This is a genomic window from Pseudomonas sp. DC1.2 (genome assembly GCF_034351645.1).
Lineage (GTDB): Bacteria > Pseudomonadota > Gammaproteobacteria > Pseudomonadales > Pseudomonadaceae > Aquipseudomonas.
The window spans coordinates 3,874,932-3,894,361 of record NZ_CP133782.1; the positions used below are offsets into that span (position 1 = coordinate 3,874,932).

At 48.9% G+C, this 19,430-nt stretch carries 18 protein-coding genes; all 18 read right to left on the minus strand.

All coding sequences use genetic code 11. The features are described from left to right. Positions 1-56: 56 nt before the first annotated feature. Positions 57-446 carry a GtrA family protein gene (locus RHM68_RS17360; RefSeq protein WP_322217057.1) on the minus strand — a complete coding sequence of 130 codons (390 nt, stop codon included), beginning with the start codon at positions 444-446 and terminating at the stop codon, positions 57-59. Further along, the gene (locus RHM68_RS17365; protein WP_322217058.1) at positions 447-1,112 is read right to left on the minus strand and encodes a class I SAM-dependent methyltransferase; all 666 of its coding nucleotides are present in this window, start codon (positions 1,110-1,112) and stop codon (positions 447-449) included. Positions 1,113-1,125: 13 nt separating this feature from the next. Next, complete coding sequence (locus tag RHM68_RS17370) at positions 1,126-2,412, minus strand: NAD(P)/FAD-dependent oxidoreductase (RefSeq protein ID WP_322217059.1); 1,287 nt, start codon at positions 2,410-2,412, stop codon at positions 1,126-1,128. Between the two features lies 1 nt (position 2,413). Continuing rightward, positions 2,414-3,352, minus strand: coding sequence for an NAD-dependent epimerase/dehydratase family protein (locus RHM68_RS17375; RefSeq protein ID WP_322217061.1), 939 nt, complete (start codon positions 3,350-3,352; stop codon positions 2,414-2,416). 14 nt (positions 3,353-3,366) lie between these two features. Beyond that, positions 3,367-4,950, minus strand: coding sequence for a hypothetical protein (locus RHM68_RS17380; protein ID WP_322217063.1), 1,584 nt, complete (start codon positions 4,948-4,950; stop codon positions 3,367-3,369). A gap of 340 nt (positions 4,951-5,290) precedes the next feature. Beyond that, the gene (locus tag RHM68_RS17385; protein ID WP_322217065.1) at positions 5,291-6,037 is read right to left on the minus strand and encodes an SDR family NAD(P)-dependent oxidoreductase; all 747 of its coding nucleotides are present in this window, start codon (positions 6,035-6,037) and stop codon (positions 5,291-5,293) included. Position 6,038: 1 nt separating this feature from the next. Then, positions 6,039-7,331 carry an FAD-binding oxidoreductase gene (locus RHM68_RS17390; protein ID WP_322217067.1) on the minus strand — a complete coding sequence of 431 codons (1,293 nt, stop codon included), beginning with the start codon at positions 7,329-7,331 and terminating at the stop codon, positions 6,039-6,041. Beyond that, on the minus strand, positions 7,328-8,818 hold the full coding sequence (locus RHM68_RS17395) for a UbiA family prenyltransferase (RefSeq protein WP_322217070.1): 1,491 nt from the start codon (positions 8,816-8,818) through the stop codon (positions 7,328-7,330). Before RHM68_RS17395 ends, RHM68_RS17390 begins: the two co-directional genes overlap by 4 nt. An 11-nt stretch (positions 8,819-8,829) precedes the next feature. Continuing rightward, positions 8,830-9,174, minus strand: a complete 345-nt coding sequence (locus RHM68_RS17400; protein ID WP_322217072.1) for a hypothetical protein — start codon at positions 9,172-9,174, stop codon at positions 8,830-8,832. Between the two features lie 61 nt (positions 9,175-9,235). Further along, positions 9,236-10,546 carry a hypothetical protein gene (locus tag RHM68_RS17405; RefSeq protein ID WP_322217073.1) on the minus strand — a complete coding sequence of 437 codons (1,311 nt, stop codon included), beginning with the start codon at positions 10,544-10,546 and terminating at the stop codon, positions 9,236-9,238. Further along, on the minus strand, positions 10,536-13,421 hold the full coding sequence (locus RHM68_RS17410) for a glycosyltransferase (RefSeq protein WP_322217074.1): 2,886 nt from the start codon (positions 13,419-13,421) through the stop codon (positions 10,536-10,538). The genes RHM68_RS17405 and RHM68_RS17410 overlap by 11 nt, the downstream gene beginning before the upstream one ends. Next, a complete protein-coding gene (locus RHM68_RS17415; protein ID WP_322217076.1) occupies positions 13,418-14,791 on the minus strand; it encodes an ABC transporter ATP-binding protein in 1,374 nt (457 codons plus the stop codon). Before RHM68_RS17415 ends, RHM68_RS17410 begins: the two co-directional genes overlap by 4 nt. Continuing rightward, on the minus strand, positions 14,781-15,596 hold the full coding sequence (locus RHM68_RS17420; RefSeq protein WP_322217077.1) for an ABC transporter permease: 816 nt from the start codon (positions 15,594-15,596) through the stop codon (positions 14,781-14,783). The genes RHM68_RS17415 and RHM68_RS17420 overlap by 11 nt, the downstream gene beginning before the upstream one ends. Next, positions 15,596-15,844 carry a dTDP-4-dehydrorhamnose 3,5-epimerase family protein gene (locus RHM68_RS17425; RefSeq protein WP_322217079.1) on the minus strand — a complete coding sequence of 83 codons (249 nt, stop codon included), beginning with the start codon at positions 15,842-15,844 and terminating at the stop codon, positions 15,596-15,598. Before RHM68_RS17425 ends, RHM68_RS17420 begins: the two co-directional genes overlap by 1 nt. A 136-nt stretch (positions 15,845-15,980) precedes the next feature. Continuing rightward, positions 15,981-16,373, minus strand: a complete 393-nt coding sequence (locus RHM68_RS17430) for a hypothetical protein (RefSeq protein WP_322217081.1) — start codon at positions 16,371-16,373, stop codon at positions 15,981-15,983. A gap of 138 nt (positions 16,374-16,511) precedes the next feature. Next, complete coding sequence (locus RHM68_RS17435; RefSeq protein WP_322217083.1) at positions 16,512-17,528, minus strand: glycosyltransferase family 4 protein; 1,017 nt, start codon at positions 17,526-17,528, stop codon at positions 16,512-16,514. Then, entirely contained in the window at positions 17,525-18,487 is a 963-nt protein-coding gene (locus RHM68_RS17440) for an SDR family oxidoreductase (protein ID WP_322217085.1), read from the minus strand. The genes RHM68_RS17435 and RHM68_RS17440 overlap by 4 nt, the downstream gene beginning before the upstream one ends. After that, positions 18,484-19,407: a glycosyltransferase gene (locus tag RHM68_RS17445; RefSeq protein ID WP_322217087.1), complete on the minus strand. Its 924-nt coding sequence runs from the start codon at positions 19,405-19,407 to the stop codon at positions 18,484-18,486. Before RHM68_RS17445 ends, RHM68_RS17440 begins: the two co-directional genes overlap by 4 nt. Between the last annotated feature and the right edge of the window lie 23 nt (positions 19,408-19,430).

Sequence of the window (19,430 nt, forward strand, 5' to 3'; positions counted from 1 at the left end):
TTGGTACCGAGGAGCCTCCAGCGGCATTGAGTGCATTCCCTTATCTCCACTCCCAATTATCGAAACGTCAAAAGCTTGTGCCCAAAATAGCTGCTAACCACAGGTAGCAATACACCCGCCAAATGAGCCAAGGCTTCAGCATGTTGAACAATGCCCATCGCTGGAAAAAGCCAACGAGCACAGACAATGCTAATAATAAGGGTTTGACCTAACGCCAGTAAGTTTACGGCAACGTACTTCCCGACTTGCGGAGCCAGTGGCTTGCCAGCACCGTCAAAAACAAACAGGCGCATCAGGATGAATCCGGAAAGCAAGCCAACGAGAAACGCCAGGATGACCGCGATCTCAAACTGAAAAAACACAGAAAAGAGAAAGCGCGATCCCCAGTTCAATCCAGCAGCAACACCACCGCTAACGAGGAAGAAAGCAAACTGTTTAACCGCCACTTATGACTTCTCTGCAATGACTAAAAATTGCTTGCCGAAGAATCTCCATGCGAAAGCCATTTTTAGATAAAGACGGATAGCAATCAGCGGAGCATTTCTGCCGCCAGACATCGTGTAAGGAAGGAAGCGATCAACCTTTCTGACCACGTTGAATCCCTTCAGAGAAAGCGCCTCAGCCATCGATTCTTCGGTAATCGGAATATAGTGATCCCAATAGTCCCAATACGCACCAGGGACGAACTTAATGTTTGGCCCCATACAAATGATCTTTCCGCCAGGTTTCAAGCAACGGAAAGCCTCACGAAGGGTTTTGTCGACCAAATCCTTGCTAGGCAAGTGCTCGAGAAAATTACTGGTGAACACAACATCCAGTGAGCCATCTTCGATAGGCCATGTCATTGAGCAGTCCTGATGCAGAAACGTAGAGTGACCAGCCACTCGTGTTCCGCAATCAGGGTTCAAGTCCATCGCATATTTCTTTTCAGCCTGGATATTCCGCGAAAACTCACCCCAACCCGCGCCCAAATCCAGCAGAACACTATTTTTATTGATGTACTTCGAAAAAAACTCATTGCAGAGTATTTTCCAAACAGCGTCACGGTATTGGTCTGCACCTTCAAAACGCTTTTGATACTCTTCCTGCAAATCCGTCGAACGCGTATCCATTATTTTTCCCACTTTAAGAAACTGCACTCTTCGCCATTTGGCGGCCAAAGCCAATACTTTCCGAAATACCTCTATCCTCTGGATAGTAATAGGAGGTATCAGCGACCCACAATCCTTTTACTGGTAATGCAACCGGGGGAAGTTTATCGAGGTATCCGGGATCACAAATAGGCTGTGCATAACGATAACGACTTGCGCGGATATCGATGAAGTCATCATCGCTTAGCAACGGATTGATCTTTTTCAAATAACTACGCACTTTGCCCAAAAAAGCCTCGTCAGGCTCAGCAAACATCGGATGCTCGCCGGGCACGTAAAAAGGCACATACACAACATGTTGATCAAGCGGGCGGAGGTTGCTGTATTCAACCAACCCGGGAATATCCATCTCAGGGTCGTTGGTGTTCAGCCAGAAATTCTCGGTAACCGGCTTCTTCAGCTTGGCGATTACACAGACCACAGCGATATTTTTAGTGGCTGCAAATTTAGCCAACACATCAGCTGGCAGATCCGGCATCAGCTGTGGCACATAGGGTAGCGGCACGGTACTAATGACTTTGTCGAATACCTCTAGCTGACCAGCAATCTGCACACCGGTAACAGCACCGCCCTCAATGAATACTTTTTCCACCGGAGTTTTTAGCCGAATCTCGCCGCCAGCGGCCTCAATGGCGCTCTTAAGCCCTTGCAACAAAGTTGTTGAGCCGCCTTCAAGATAACCGAGCTTCTCGCGGAACAGGCTGTAACGGGAGCGGCCTATACGGCGAATACGGCTCCATATCCACGCAGCAGACAAACCATGAGCGTAATTATAGAACTTATAGTCAAATAGCCTACGCCAAAGAATCTCCCATGCTTCATCCCCCACCCAGCGCCGAATCCAGCCTGCGGCCTCTACGTTATCGAGCGGTCGCCAGTCTTTACGTTTAGTAGAGAGGAATGCGTGCAAGCCGTAGCGGAACTTGGCCATCAGACTCAAACCGCGGAACTTGAGCAGCGCCACTGGGTTGCCCCAGGCCTGCAAACGGTTCTGGTACCAGTAGCCCATTTTGGTTTCGACCCAACGCATCCGGTCGGCCAGACCTAACTCCTCAAGCACCTGCAGGAAGTCATGATCGGAAATGCAGTGGAAGTGATAATAGCGCTCGATCTCCAGCCCATTAAAATCGAAACACGCGGTCATGCCTCCCACGCGATCATCGGCCTCAAACAGCACTGGCTGGTGACCGTCCAGTGCCAATTGATACGCGACAGCAAGCCCCATTGGCCCCGCTCCCAATACTGCTATCCGCTGTCCCATCTTAGAACTCCAGCACCACGCCGCTGTACCGCGGGTCGTTAAACGTTTCGTCAATGGCGGCTTTAAACGAGGTGCAAGGCACACCGAAAATTCCAGGCCAGTCGATCACCTCAAACTCATCCTTGGCGCTCAAGGCTGCCAGCTGCTGAGTGGTGAACGGCGGGTTATTATCAAACAAACCCCAGACCCATAACAACGCATAAAACAGGCCATACGGGATCCGCAAAATCATCGCATTGGCATGAGTCGCGCGCTTTATCTCGCGGATGATATCGATGTAGTCGACCTTTTCATGCCCGGATATGTTGTAGACACCATCGCGCACACGGTTCTCTAAGCAGCTTATGATGATATTGGAAAAATCTCCGACATAGAGCGGTTGACGCATGTAGCGACCGTCAGCAGGCACAGGGAATACCGGTACCTTGGCCATAAAACGTGATAGCCAACCCAAGTGCTTGCGGTCGAACCAGCCAAACATCAACGTCGGGCGCAAGATCGGGCAGGGAATGCCACTCTCTAGCACCATCTTTTCTTGGTCATCCTTGGTCTTGGTATAAAAATCATCAGCATCAGACTCCACTACGGAGGAACTGATATGCACCAGATAAGGCACATTGTTGAGCTTTATGGCTTCAAGTATCAGGCGAGTAGAGTCAACGTTATTACGCACGAACTCTTGGTAATCATTACCGCCAATTTGTGCTTGTAACATCACCACTACGTCGGCACCTACAAAGTGCCGCTGCCAATCACCCGGCTCCGCGAGATCTGCGTACTCCACAGTAATATCTGGTTGCACGCGCTTTAGCACATCGATATTCGCTTTATGCTTGTCTAAGACGAGAATATCGGAATAACCTTTTGCCTTTAATCGTGCAACCAAATTCTGGCCAACCAGGCCTGCACCACCCGGAAGAACAACCTTACTATTAATCATCACTCGCCACCCTATCAATTGCCAAGACAGTAAATATCAATTCCAAAAATTTTATTCAAGGAAGTATCTGCTATGGGGTCAAATCGTAATGTACCAGTCAGCGTATTTGGCACAACAAAATCCATATTAATTCGGCCGCGTGGGTAGAAGCGGAGGGCAGAATTTGCTTCGGTAAATCCATCACTGCCAGCCCAAAAAATCTGCGCCCAACCTTCAGAGTGCCGCTGAACATCGAGCCGCACGCCGATGTAGTGGCTGGAGCACTTCTCCTTGGACTCAAATATAATAAATGGATCGCTTTGATCAGAAGATACTTCCAAACCGCCACTAGAAAATCTAAGCACCCCATTGCCTGAAAGGTTCTTTATACCCAACTCCAGCGGCGCTCTTAACAGATTTGATTTCGCAGCTATGTGCCAACCTGGATAAACTGCTCCAACCGGATTAATTGGAATGACCACTCCCTCAGCTTGATTAGAAAACTGAGCATACTGCTCATAGAAAATCTGATTTTTTTCAAAAACTCTAAATTGAATAATACAGATTACAGTGAAGCTTATAAGGCTCACCCCTAATACAATCCGTCGACGTATGAGAAGAAAGCAAACTAGGAAGACAGCAATGGCGTAGGGTATAAAAAAATAACGTGAGCTGCCGCTCATGGGATCAAGGACCTGCGGCATACCTTTATTTGACCACAATCCACCAACATAGGTAACTAACAGAGAAAATATTAATCCGCCCCCCGATATAAGCCCTACCCGATGCGCAGTCGAAGAAGCTCGGAAAAAATGACATATACCGTAGAAAAGCCCAGCCCAAAACAGAAAAACAAAAATCAAATACCGTTCTGCCAAACCGAAAGATAAAAACATATAAAAAGAATGAAGCCAGTGAGAGAGCTCCTTATCCAAGTAAATATTTTTTATCAATCTTGATGACAGCACAAGAAAAAAAACCTGGATAGCAGTTAAGCCAAAAAAAACAACATAAAAGCCCAACTTCTTTTTGAGCTCGGGCTCGACAACCATACGAAGTAGCAATAAAGGCAAAAGCAAGATAGAAAACGGCCCCGTAAGACAAAAAACACTTAAACATATAAAATCACGAAAACCGACTTCTGGTATTGGGTCCATACACACCATTAGCATTAGTGCGGCTCCCAGAAACCATTGCGCATTCGTTATATTAAAATAAACCTCTCCATTGTGCGGCTGCATCAACACTAAAACTGCTGCCAAGATGGACAACCATCTATTACAACCCGCTTGATTGAGCCTACTTACAAAAACGTAAAACAGCACTGCCGCTGCAGCTAACCACCCACAAAAAAACAAATATGGAAATGACTCAAGCCCCATGATTATACCCACATAAGCTATAATCCTAGGATAGATTAGCAAGTAGCCTGCATAGGGTTCAAAAATTGAATTAACACCAAGCCGGTCCGCTTGATTTACAAAAACATTGCCATCCTCTGCCCAAAGAAAGTCTCCTAGCGAAGCATGAACTGGCAGACGTGCAACTACCGCACATAAAAATGCGATCAATGCCATTAACCAATATTTTAACTGCGGATTAGTTCTTAACAATAACATAGACCCCTCCTAATTAAACCCGCATAAAAAACTAAAACCTAGTTAATCAGCAAAACTGCGCCCCCTGCCTCTCCTTCTTCATTACATCCAAAACAAAATTACACACTGTCTTTTACATATAGTAATAGTCACTTACAAAAAGAGCTTTTTTCAAAAAGGCGTGCCTCTGCCAAAAAGTTTTGATTCAGACTGTGTTTCTAAAAGAGCAACAGCCTATAACTATGCATTGGAAATAGTAGGAGGGCGAACAAAAACAACGCGATAAAAAACCAGAATCTCACTCAAACACTCGAGCGAATACGGAGCTGCATAATTATTCATTGCGGTTCAACTCCCGCATTCATATATTCATCCTGTTAAATATAAATCGCGGAAGGTGTCGAATAACCATCATAATTACAGCCCACCTTCCCGGAGCATAAATAACGGGCTGACCGGAGGCAACACCGGAAACTATTTGTTGTGCTACATCCCCGACGTTTGCCAGTTTTGCACCTTCACCTTTGAGATGAGCAGTCATCGGCGTGTCAGTTGGACCAGGCTTGATTAAAACGACCTTGACGTTGGTGCCGGCAAAACGGTGCTGCAGCCCTTGTGCATAACGCGTTACCAACCCCTTGGCTGCGCCATACACATAGTTGGACTTGCGCCCTCTATCGCCCGCTACAGAACCAATAATCGCCAAAGTGCCTTTACCCGCCTTGGCGAACTGGGCTGCAAATGCTTCAGCAAATAGCACTGGGGAAATCGCATTAAGCTCCAGCGCTTCTCGCCCTGCGTTCAGGTCTTGCTGACAAATTTGCTGATCCGGCAAAGAACCGTGGGCGATCAGGACGATGTCTGGGCACGCCGAAGCGCTCACTTCCTGGACGAACTCAGTGATCGCCGCGGAATCAAGAAACTCGGTTGTGCGCACGGACACAACAGTATTTGGCGAGCGCACGCGCAAGTCTATTGCTATCGGTTCGGCCTTTACTGCATCTCTAACAACCAAAATAAGTTCCGATACACCCTCGGTGATCCAGAGGCGTGCGCAATGCTCAGCTATCGAAGACGTTGCGCCAACAATTACGATTTTCTTGCTCAACCTAGTACCCCATTAAGCGACGTGACATAGACGAGCTGATGCCCGGGTCGCGGTAATTCAAAAATTCGTTTAGCCGTGGATAACCGGACTCAAATAACTCGCGTGGCATGCGCGCATCTTTAGCCATGTAAATACGCCCGCCTGCCTCGCTTACGATTGCATCAAGACGCGCAAACAACGCGTGAGTCTGAGCCCCATGGTTCGGGAAATCCAGCGCCAAGGTCAAGCCTGGTTGAGGGAAACTCATCATCCCTACTGGCTGCCGGTCAGCGAAGGTCTTCAATACAGCAAGAAACGAACCATCCCCGGAACGCGCGATCTCTTTCAACATGGCGCTAACCGCGTCTTGTCCGACATCCCGCGGAACCACGCTTTGGTATTGGTAGAATCCACGCGGGCCGTATACCCGGTTCCACTCAAGTACGTTATCCAGGGGATAGAAAAACGACTCGTAATGCGCAAGTGACCTGCCACGCTTGTACGCCTGTAGCTGGTAATAGGCGATGTTGAACGGCTTCAACGTCAGGCGATTTACCAACGACACGGGAGGCGCGAAAGGCACCGTTATTTGTCGGGTCTTGGCCTTAGGCCCCTGTACAGCATTAGTGTGGTTGCCGCGCATAAAGATGCCGCGCGCGCCCTTGCGGGAAACACAATCGATCCACGAAACTGTGTGCTCCCAGCCGGACTCCGAATCGTCGGCAACCTCAAAAAAGTCATTCAAATTGGCATAGGGCACATTTTCGGTTTCCAACCACGGCCCGGTGACTCGCCGCAATTGGAGGCGAGCTTGTGTGACTACGCCTGTAAGTCCCATCCCTCCTACCGTTGCAGTAAACCACTCGGAGCGCTCTGTGTGTCCGCAATCGATAACTTCACCATTGGTGCGCAATAGCTGCAGTGCGAGCACTTGGTCACCGAATGTGCCCATCACGTGATGGTTTTTTCCGTGCACATCGTTGGCAATCGCGCCGCCTACGCTGAGCAATTGAGTACCAGGGGTTACAGGTAACATCCACCCACGAGGTACGAAGGTGCGCTGAATATCTCTTAATAGCGTCCCGGCCTCGCACTCAAGTACGCCAGTCTCAGCATCAAAAGTAATCAAATGATCGAGACCGCTGGTGGTCCAGAGCACACCGTCAGGATTTAAACAGACGTCGCCATAACTTCTGCCATTACCGTAAGCCAGCCCCTGTTTTCCGGGTTCAAGTAACAGCCGCTTTCGAGTAGCAACAGGTTGAACCGTGTGCGGGAATTTCCCCAGCCTTCCCCAAGAGCCAACGTCGGTCATGACCAGCCGCCTGCGCCAACAGTAATGAATAGTACAAAGAACGCGCCTGCTGCGATACTAGCCTTATCTTTAACAGCAAAAACCAGAGGATCGTCATGCATTTCCCCGCGGTGCGCGCGCAACCAGACCCAACTGATCCAGAACAGCATTACAGGGACATTGCCCCAAACCCATTCTGGATTCTGGTACAGGCGCAGGACATCAACGCTGTTCAAGTACAACGCCAATACCAGCACCGACGAGAAGCCGGAAGCGATACCCAACATTTGAATCAGTGGCGCGTCATCAGTGAAATATCCGCGACCATGCGCCTTGTGCTTACCGTGCAGCAACTGCATCTGCAACTCGGCAAAACGCTTGACGAAGGCCAGGGACAAAAACAGGAACACCGAAAAAGCCAACAACCAGAATGAGAGCACCATACCCACCGCTGCAGCACCTGCAACGATACGCAACGTGTAGAGGATGGCGAGGGTCAAGCAGTCGACAAGTACGAGCTGCTTGAGCTTGAACGAGTAGATGCATGTCAGTACAAAGTACACGCTCAACCACGTCAGGAAGCCCGGGCTGACCAGTGTCGCGATCAACAGACTGACAACCAACAAGACCGGTCCTAACAGCACACCCTTCCAGGCAGGAACCAGGCCGGCAGCGAAGGGGCGCTTACTTTTGCGCGGATGCTGACGATCACTCTCGAGATCCAACAGGTCATTGGCGATGTACACTGAAGACGCGCAAAGACTGAAGGCGACAAAAGCGAGTAACAAAGACAACCAGGCGCCGCCGTCAGTAACACCGTGCGCAGCGAACAGCGGAACAGCCAGCAAACCGTTTTTCAGCCACTGGTGCACACGAAGCAACTTGCTCCACGTGGTTACACCAGAACTCATACCGGCAAAAACCCGCTCCACTTCCGCGCAAGCACTGGCATCGTTCTGCAGTTCATTTGAAGCGTTAACCACAATCGCCCGACGCGCACGCTCCCAGACCTTCAAGTCGGCGCCGGAGTTTCCGGCATAGTCAAAACCTTGCTCACCGAAACGCTCAACCAGGGCCTTTGCCTTATTCGTCCCGGCAAGGTTGACCAAGCCGTCACTGGCGAGTACTTCATCAAAAAAACCAAGATGTTGCGCAATCGGATTGGCAATAGAACGATCCGAGGCCGTGCAGAGAATCAGTCGGCGGCCCGCTGTATGCTGCTCACGCAACCAGGCAAGAAAGTCCAGGTTGTAGGGCAACGACGAGGGATCAAACTCCGTCCGCTCGGCTATCTGCTGCTTCATTTCTGCCTTGCCCTTGACCAACCAGAAAGGCAAACGAAACAGCGATAGCGGGTCTGCCTTGATCAACCCAAGGACACTCTCGTGAAGCATATCGGAATGTATGAGTGTTCCGTCGAGATCAATACAAAGCGGGACTGAACATGCATTATTTTTCATATTTATAACTGCACAACCATCGTTAAGAGTACGGGATAAAAACTCCACACCTGCTAAAACTAAAAAGTGCGAACAGGCAAAACAAAGCAGGTATACTCATTATCAGACATCAATCTTTTAAAGCGCCCACAAAAATTTATTATTGCCGTCCATGCGCGACTCATACAGCTTATTGCTCTACACTTCAGTAAGGAGCCACCACCTAAAACAACATATCTTTTGACGATGCCCTGTTCGTCAATCGTATGTCCAACTCCGTATTTTTTGCACAATCTTTCAATATCGTAATCATCGATATAAATTATATCGGTCTCTGACTTCGAAAAAAACAGGCCATAAAAAGATCGTATTTCAAGATCCGGTGCTACTGGTGTCTGGATTCTCGCTTGAACACTATCTCTCATGGCCAAAATTCGTTCTCCTTTAATGATTGAGGGTTTCTAAATCTACTCCCAACCAACAATTCTAGACGCCGGACTTGTACCCACTAGTCTTAATGTCGCCCACCAGTGCTGCGATAATATGACCAAAGGGGTTTTCCACTTCGCGAAACTTTTGAAAGTAAGGGGCTTGTGGCAAGTGACCATACGCATCAGAGCTATAACGCTCCATTATTGAAATAACTTTTCCAGACAGGGATTCGGTCGATAGGTAATCAACAGAATGAATATTATCGCTTAACGATGACAAATTCTTTTCATCATAACCATTGGTCAAGACGTTAATACCAAAGGCAGCCATCTCTAACGGAGGATAACTTGGATGTGGCGAGACCATCAACGAAATACCGGCAAAGGTTTTTTGTAACTGCGCCCCATACTCATCAATCGACAGCTTACCCAATGATTTAAGAGAGAAACCTTTGCCCAAATCGATATTAGGATGCGCCTCACCGGCCGAGCAAAATGTCCATCCACGACAATCAGTTGTAGAGACAACGTCACGTAGAGCCATCACGATTAATTCAAAGCAGTTCCTGCTCACGCTGGGCCGCCCATAAACCAAAATTGTGCGTTCACGAGCTTTGTGGGGACAAGCTAACAAAAATGGTCGTAGGCTTTTATTAAGTACCGGTTCAAAAACAAACTTGTTATTGAACTCGTACCCTTTCGCATCAAAATAGTCCTGCAGAAACGAAGTATTAAAAACTGCTACGCAATCTCGGCCATCGTGATAGGAAGCCTCGGCGAGTGCGTATCGGCTAGACCACGGATAAAACCCTGGCTCGTAATCTTGAATAAGATATACGAATTTACCTTCACTGCAGCCAGGCCAGAAAGCCTTGCGCTGAGCCAAGAGTTTCTTGATTGCTGAGGCAGTCCACCACGCGGTAGCGATAAATACATCGTTTTCACGCAACGCTAGTGTATGTTTTGACCGGTCTCCCGCTGAAACAATCGTTTTCCCGGCATGATCATTATCCGTAAGGCTCAGTATCGTCCAATCCGCAAAATCCGGATTATCCGAACCAGCAAAGGCCATCTCATCCGTGACAACGATTCTGACATCTTCAAAGTGAACAGCCATTTCTTGGAAGAAGTGCAGCGCTGTTGATATGCCGCCGAAGACATGCCTCGTAGAAAGAGCAGGAACGACAAGATTGAGCCTCAATCCAGACAAACTGCTCTTCCGCGCAAATATAGGCGAAGCCTCTGGAACGGACACCTGCAGGCCGGACTCAACGCCAGCACTTGGCGTGCATGCTAGGTACACTCTCCGCAGTGCGGCATGCATCTGCGGATTGCGAAGTGCAAATCGAACGATTTTACGAAGCACGAGGCGCTCCCTCTATACGGGGGGTTTTGAACTGCAGGCTGAGATTGGGATTGAAATAGGGATCAGTTCGCTCTACTCGGTAAGGTGCATACTTCAATACAGATTGTTCAAAGTCATTTTCAGGCACGTAAGAAGAGCGGGTTTTTGACTCGAAATGATGTAAGCGCGCATCGGCGCACATCACGTTATAAAGACCTGCCTTAACTGCTCGCAAACAGATTTCGACGTCACTGCCACAGATAATGAAATTTTCATCGAACCCGCCAAGCGAATCGAATTTTCTTCTTGTCATGGCCATACAGGCACCCGTTACTGCGAGCACATTGCGAGTCAACACAGGCGAAACAAACGGGCCTGCACCAGTATGTGCAGCGGCCTGCGCATGATAGACATGATCGGCCCAGCCACCCATGCCAACAACGACGCCAGAGTGCTGGATGCTTCCATCCGCGAACAACAACAACGCTCCGACCACGCCGACATCAGCTAGTGACGCGTACCCCCCTAAATTCTCGAGCCAATCCGGGGAAATTACCGAGGTATCATTGTTCAAGAAGACTAAAACGTCCCCACTCGAATACAGCGCTCCTAAATTGTTGAGTTTGGACCAATTAAATTCAAAAGCAGCAGTAACTACGCGAACACGATTGTCTGCTTTTTGTATGTACTCAAAATACTTGAAAGTGTCGATCTCAGTCGAATTGTTATCAAGAATGATTATCTCGAAATTTTGACAGGTCGACTTGTGAATAACGCTATCAATGCACTCTGACAGCAAATCCACTTTATCCTTCGTCGGTATCACAATTGAATACTTCAAGGAGTCAGATAGCTTGAACTTTAACTTGTAGGTAAATAGGTGATCCCCATTCACAGCAGAAACCGATTCACTTCCGTACACGTTCGATACGAATTTATTCACCGCAAGCAGGCCAGCGGAATCCGCATAATTTTTGCTTTCCGGGTTGCTCGCCGTGGACTCCTGGTGCATCCGCCAGTGATATAGAATCTTCGGAACATGGACAATTTCCTCTGATTTAAGCTTGCTCGCGATGGTCAGCCAAAGGTCGTAGTCCTGAGCACCTACAGCGTCTTCATCAAAACTCGGTATTCCGTCCGAAATATTAAAAACGACAAGATGCCCCAGATAGGCTTGCGAACAGGCCAGATGAGGAGACCAATCTGGCTTGCAAAATGGCAGGCAGCGATCTCCTTTGGTATCCAACTTGTCTTCATCAGAGTAGACGAGCTTGGCATTTGGAGAATTTTGAATCGCTTCCGCTATCTCAAGCAACGCATGCTCAGTCAGAAGATCATCATGATCCAGTAACGCTACCCAGTCGCCCGAAGCAATGCCAAGCGCACTATTGGATGCAGCCGAAATATGCCCATTCTGCTCCCTGAACACAACTTTAATACGGGCGTCCTCTCGCATATAACGCTCAAGAATTTCGCGTACCTTAGGATCTTTTGAAGCATCATCGGCAATGCATAGCTCCCAGTTTAAATAGAGCTGCTTGCGAACCGATTCAATGGCCTCCGTGAGCCAAACCGGGTTCGGGTTGTAGGTTGGCATCACCACAGAAATTTTTGGTTTGGAGGCAAGTTGATCATAGCGTGCCCGGAGTTGTACACGACCGTCCTCAGTGATAGTGTCGTATTGCTCCACCCAGCGGGAATACTCAACTGGCAGAGGATCTGAAGAGCTGGAAACTCCCTTAGCAGCGCTTAATGCTAAAAAAGCGCGTTTTAGGCCAGGGATCCCTTCTCGTTTATACAATGCTAAAACCCTGCCGGCGTTATGCCTGACCCCACCATCAAGCTTTAACATGAGAGGTGCTCTTCTCATTAATAAAACGCACCGCTTTATTTGACGACTTGCGAATCTAATTGGAAAGGTTAACCGCCAACTGGTCGAATTCCGAAGTTGAGAAATATCATCTGTCAGCTTATCAGCATGGGTTTGTAACTGAGCAAAACTTGCCTGCAGCTCGGCAACAGTTTCAGTCAACTTATTAACTTCAATATTTCGGCCAGCCAACTGACTTGAGATTACCGCCCACTCCTCTTCGGGAGCCCGACTCATCAGTGACCAGGTATTCTGACGCTGGCTAGGGGGAGCCGACAGTTCAGACATAAGTCCTAAATGACCAGGGACAACTTTCTCGTCAGCCCCGGCAATATGACGTTTGCCAAGGACGTTCTGCGAACTTTGGCGTTTGTGTACCACGCAAACAGAGTTAAAGAACTCTACAGAATGTATTTCTGCCAAGTCATCTTCTGAAAATGCCAGCCCATACTCTGCTGAAAACCCTTTCAGCAGTTGATCCCTGCTTTTATCAACGCCCCAGTGCTCATAGTTAACTATGTCTGCTAAACGCTTGAAAAATGCAATGGAGGAGTAGGGATAATAAATGCCGCCCTCCCACTCCTGCCAGTAACTGCAATGAAGGTCTTCTGCTACAAAGACCCCACCCTCTTTAATTTTACAAAAATATCTGGAAAAAGCCTTGGCGATATCCCCAGAGGTATGTGAACCATCGTCAATAATTATGTCGAAGGTCGGGGACAAACCAAGAATATGGTTTTCAGAAGAGTCGGAGTTAGCATCTCCAACAACCACGTTTATCCTTGGGTCTTCATACTCCAATACGGCACACTGAGGATTGATGTCACAACCCACGAAGACGCTTGCATTATTAAAGTACTTGGACCATATCTCCAATGATCCGCCATTTTGAATTCCAATTTCCAGAATACTGACAGGAAGTTCGCGATAAGGAGAGAAAATACGATCGTACTCAGACAAGTAGATCGACCACTTATCGGATACTTTGCCTTGATGCTGGGAATAAAGCTCAAATAACGAATTCATGTAGCTACCTTTAGCTCAACACTGTCGAAATCAACGCCAACCAAACCCCATCTCACCTTACTTGACGACACATTTAATATGAGAGCGTCATGTAACCAATGGTGTTGCACGTTAGTATACAGATCCCCATCTGCGAGAGAGACCATCACCGAATAATGCCCATTGGGAAGCATAGGTAAACGAAAAACAAACTCTGCGGTAAAGCTGGATCCCGCCGCCAATCGTCGGGGATGTCTATCAGTGAACGGAAGTGTATTTTCACCAAATAGATCTTGCCCTAAACGGTCTTTTACAATGAAACCGATAATCGGCTGCTCCAGATCTTGATAGGCCTTCGCATTAATTACCAACCGGACTTTTTCTCCACCACGGTATATATCCGGTAATTGCTCTAATATAGGCGCGACGGCAACCGTCAAAATTTCTGCTGCACCAGTTTTCCAACCGTTCGCTTCCGTCAAATTATTACTTAAATGTAACTTAGCTTCATAATCAACGTAGGGAGAGCCATCAGACACGGGAGCGTTCTCGGACTGGATAGTTGGGCTGGCTATTGCCAAATCAACCTCTCCTGGTTTAACCAGTTGCAGCGTTTCCTCCTGCCCATAAACCTCCTGTAAGGTGTATTGCAGGTATGCTTCAGAAATATCCTTCGACGGCCCTATCTGGCGTAATTGCCCCTGATGCAGCCAAATTGCGCGCTCACACAGATTGAGCACGGAACTCATGTCATGGCTGACAAAAACAAGCGTTCCCGTCTCTTTGAATTTACGCAAAAAACGCATGCATTTTTGGGTGAAAACCGCGTCGCCGACTGCCAGCGCCTCATCGATCACCAGAATATCGGCATCCACATGCGCAATCACTGCAAAAGCCAGCCGAACATACATACCGCTGGAATACGTTTTAACGGGTTGCTCAATAAACTCCCCGACATCCGCGAACTTAATGATGGCTTCAAAACGCTGATCGATTTCTTTTGGTGTCAACCCCAGTAGCGCAGCGCTCATATATACATTTTCGCGGCCACTGAACTCCGGATTAAATCCAGAGCCCAATTCAAGCAATGCGGCTATCCGACCAGTTGACTGGATGCTGCCAGTCGTTTGATTAAGCGTACCGCACAGCATTTGGAGAAGCGTCGACTTGCCGCTGCCATTACGCCCCACAATGCCAACTGTTTCGCCCCTTTTGACCTCAAAGGATACGTCCTTCAACGCCCAGAATTCACGGTAGTACTGCCTGCTCTCGCGCTTGGTTAAACGGAAGAGGTGCGGCATCAAAAACTGTTTGAGCCGATCACGCGGGCTGCTGTAAATCTGGTAGCACTTGCTGAGTCCTGCAACCTTGATAGAAATTTCAGATGACATCAGCAAACCCTTTCCGCGTTTTCTGGAACCAGAAAAAACCTAGCCAAGCGATCAATGAAGTGGCAATAAGATAAACACCAAGCATTGCAAAATCCGGGGTCTGTCCAAAGAAAAGTACCGCACGGGTCTGCTCGATAACAGGGGTGAGCGGATTCATATAAAGCAGGCCTCTATAAGCTTCAGGTAACGCCGATACTGGATAGAAAATAGGTGAAAGAAACATCAATATGGTGGTCAAGATACCGATGAACTGACCTACGTCACGCAGGTAAACACCCAGCGATGCCAATGCCCAACTGATCCCCATAATAAAGAACATAAAGGGAAGTAGTATTAGTGGCAGGTAGAGAACCGTCAAATGAGGGACACCAAAAAAAACGATGTATGCCAACAACCAAACGCCGAGACTGATAAGAAAGTGAAAAAAGGCTGCACCCAGCCCTATCCATGGCAGTATTTCAAGAGGAAAAATAACCTTCTTTACATAATTAGGATTCCCCAAAATCAGGTTTGGTGCGCGGTTAATACATTCGCTAAAAAGATTGAAAACAATCATCCCTGCAAACAGTACTAAAGCAAATTCGGTTTTTGACTCACTCCCCCCCCAACGCGCCTTAAATACAACACTGAATACAAAGGTGTACACAGCGAGCATAAGCAACGGGTTGAAAAACGACCAGAGAATGCCAAAAAAAGATCCACGGTAGCGCCCCACGACCTCTCGCTTCGTGGCCGCAGTTAAAAGGTTACGATTGCGCCAAAGGCTTGCAGCAACCTCGCGAAGGCTGGCAGAGAAATCTTGCATCAGGCAAACACCTCTGTTTCCACGAGGTGTTTTGCCGTTACGTCCTTTTTCGCCCCTAAAAAATGTAGGATGCGCAGTACGCCTTTGACCGAGGAAGAGTGGTTTTCCTGAACAAAATCAACGGAACGATCGGTTGCAGCTTCAAATGCCTGCCGATTCAAGCTCTCGTAATGAAATCCATGGTCGTCGCCAACTATTATTGGCTCAATCAACATCACGTCAGGCAAGCTTAAGCGCGTAAGAATCATTAATACACGGTCTCTATCAAAATGCGTTTTAGGTACGGGCCATGGCCATTTTTACATATTGGTACAGCTAGGTGGTCGAGCAGTTCAGCGTCGATCCGTTTTTTCTGAGAGCGAGCGCTCCCCGGACAGGCCACCTTCAAGCCCTCACGGCGTTCGAAGGACGCAACATACTGACCACTTTCAGACTGCGAATCACGCATACCCTTGCCCAACCAGGCAAACTGCGTCCAATGATTCCTGCGGACAACTCAATCTGTTTAAGGTAAACCCGGTTAAAATCGGTGATTTCCAGCTCCCTACGCTCGAACGGCTTGATGCTTTTCGCACTGTCCACCCTTTGCAGATCGTCGAAGTATACCCGGGTTACCGAGTAATTGGACTTTGGCGGCAATGGTGGTTGTCCACGGCTGATTGCTCTGCCGACAGCGTCGAACTCACCAACGCCCTGATGCTCAAGGCCCTGCACCTGGCACGCAAATAAACTAGCGCTCAGGTATGCCGCAAAAAAAACAGGCGCAGCCAAACCCATACGCATACTCGCGGAAACTGATGCAAGTGGTACATATCTGAACAAAAACCAGGTTCACACTGGTCATTACAAACTAAATTCTCGGCCGTTTTAGGCGAACAGACCTTTCATTAAAACCAGGACATTATTACGGTATCGCTAGTCTGCTGTGGGTTTTCCCGCCTTGAAATACCATGCCAACACCATCAGGGGACAGTAGGCCAACAAGCCCCCCACGACCCCGTCCAGGCGACCGCTTCCCACTAGCACCGCCAGGGGCAGAAGAACCAATACGTTTATGGCGACTACGCTCAGTGTCACCACTCGATGCCGCTTGAATTGATCAGTTGCGTGTTGATAAGCATGGCTGCGATGAGCCTCATACACTTTATCTCCGCGCAGGAAACGCTGAATCAAGGTCCAGGTCGCATCGACAATGAAGACACCGAGCAAAATGACCCAACTCCAGAGCAGATCGAACGAGACCTGCGCAGCCTGTATAGCGATAGCGCCAAGTATCAGCCCCAGAAATCCGCTTCCGGCGTCCCCCATAAATATCCGCGCCGGGGGAAAGTTCCACCAAAGAAACCCAACCACCGCGGCCGTCAAAATCAATGGTACCCAGATCAAGTCGAGCGTTCCGCTCGCCCAGTAAACTAGGCACATCCCCAGGCAGACACTGATCGCTTCGGCACTGGCTAAGCCATCAATACCATCCATAAAGTTATAGAGGTTGAGCATCCATACCAGATAGACCAACGAAAGCGCACTACCAAGCCATCCCAGATCTACCGTGAAGCCGGCGAGTTCGATGGGGGGCAGACCGCCCAACCAGAACAGAGCCCACGCTGCCGAGATGGAATGACCCAGCAGCCGCCACCTCGCCGCGATATGCCCGTGGTCATCGGCGAAACCGATAGCGGCAACAAGCAGACCCGAGCCAAGTAGTCCAACCAAGGCCGGGAGGCTTATCAGATCCAAACTCGCAAGCAGCGGCAGCGCCAGTAGAAAGGACACCACAATGGCCACCCCTCCACCCCGAGGAGTTGGTATCGAATGAGAGCTGCGCTCATTGGGTATGTCCATCAAACTTTTCGCCAAAGCATAGCGACGCAAGACGAGAGTCAAGCCCCAGGAAACGACGAATACTGCAACCAGAAACCACCAAACACTCATTTCGCCTGTTTATCCAAATAGTGGCCAGCGGTCTGACGCATGGCTTTGTCCATGGTGACGGGTGGCGTCCACCCCAGTAATTCACGATTCTTACTAATATCAACTTGCAGCGAACCACATATGCGCTGCACCGCTGCCTGTTTGCCCAGGCTCGAAGCTGCGAGCTTCAATAGCCATTCAGGCACCGGCAGGAGTCGCGCAGGCTTGCCTAACGCACTCGATAAGCGCCGCAGCAGTTGAGTTGTAGACAGGTCTACTCCGTCGCTGACCAGGAATGTCTGATTGGCTGCTGCGGGATGATCAATACAAGTGACTATGAGGTTCGCCAGGTTTCCAATTGCCACCAGGCTACGGTTATTCCGAATCGCCCCAAGAGGCAAAGGAATGCCCTTATTAAGCCAATTCAACATAGTCAGAAAGTTAGCTTTAACACCAGGCCCATAAACCAGCGGGGGACGAATGATTACGACGTCCATACCCGTTTCACGACCTAACTGCTTCAATGCCTCTTCCGCTTCGTATTTGGATACACCATACGGATCACCAGGATTCGAAGGGTCATCAGATTTGAATGGCTTGCCCGGGGTTGTACTTTCACCATTGACCTTGATCGAACTAATGAAGATAAAGCGTTTTACTCCTGATTCGGCGGCACGCTGCGCCAATTTGAGAGTGCCTTGCACGTTAACCTTACGAAATTCGGTCAACGCGTCCACAGCAACTTCATTCATGACATGCACTCGAGCAGCGGCATGAATGACTACTTGCACATCATCAAGTACCGGCAAGATCTTGGCGTCGCCCAAATCGAGGGGCCGGACAAGGCATAGCCCGTACAACCGCGAGGCTCCCCGTACAGCGGCAATCGGACAGAACTTCTTATCCACCAACAGCTTGAAAACCACTGCTTCGCCAACAAAACCGCTTGCCCCTGTAACTAATACCTTCAGGGAAGTCATCGAGCCTTATTCCCTATCAACGCTGTAACCCAGCAAATACAAAAGAAAAACACTTTATCCCGCACCCGTCGTCGGCAACGCCAGGCACTAAAGGAAAGTTTCAAGAGTTGCCCGCGATGCAGTTTCAACCAAGTTCGAACAAAAGGATCGGTGCCCTGCCCTACCAAGTATGCAATCAGCTGCACCTGATGGAACCACCAACCGTCATGTATGGTTTTGTAGCGGGCAAACAGTGGGCTCAGACCTTTGTTAGCACCTACCTGGTTACGCTCATGCTGGCGATAATCCATGGAAGGACCTGGGTCTATATACCAACGAAAACCATGGCTTCGAGCGAAGGCGTAGCAATACCAGTCATGCAAACTGACATCTTGCAGTTGCTGCCAATTATCGAGCATCGAAGTCTTTAGCGGATCCGCCAGGCTTTTGCTCATGACGTAGGTGCATCCAGGCCCCGCCGCTTCGAACAAGAAATCCCATTCAACCTGAGGTTGTGCCTTGTCCAGCAAATGGGTTTTACCGTCTTGCCAAAACGCCGTGACATTACTTGAATACGCATCGACCTGACGAGATTGAATGGCGAGGAACGCGCGTTGGAGTTTATCCGTGTGCCAAACATCATCTTGGTCAGCAAAGGCGATGCAGTCGTAACCGTCGAAGTCGACATCGCGGATCAGCCGGAAGAAGTTACGAGATGCGCCACCAAAACTGCCAGCAGCCGGAAGAACCAAAACCTGGGGGTGCTGAACAGCATATCCCGCGCACCAAGCCTCGGTACCATCAGTGGAGGGGTCGATACTGACGTAAACGGTTACGTCGACAGCTAACTGGCCGAGAATCGAGGCTAACTGCTCCTCAATCCACTGCATGCCATTGTAGGCAGCCAGCAAAACCGCAATCTTGGGATGTTTTACTGGCATGCCATTCCTGCTTGAACCGGTTG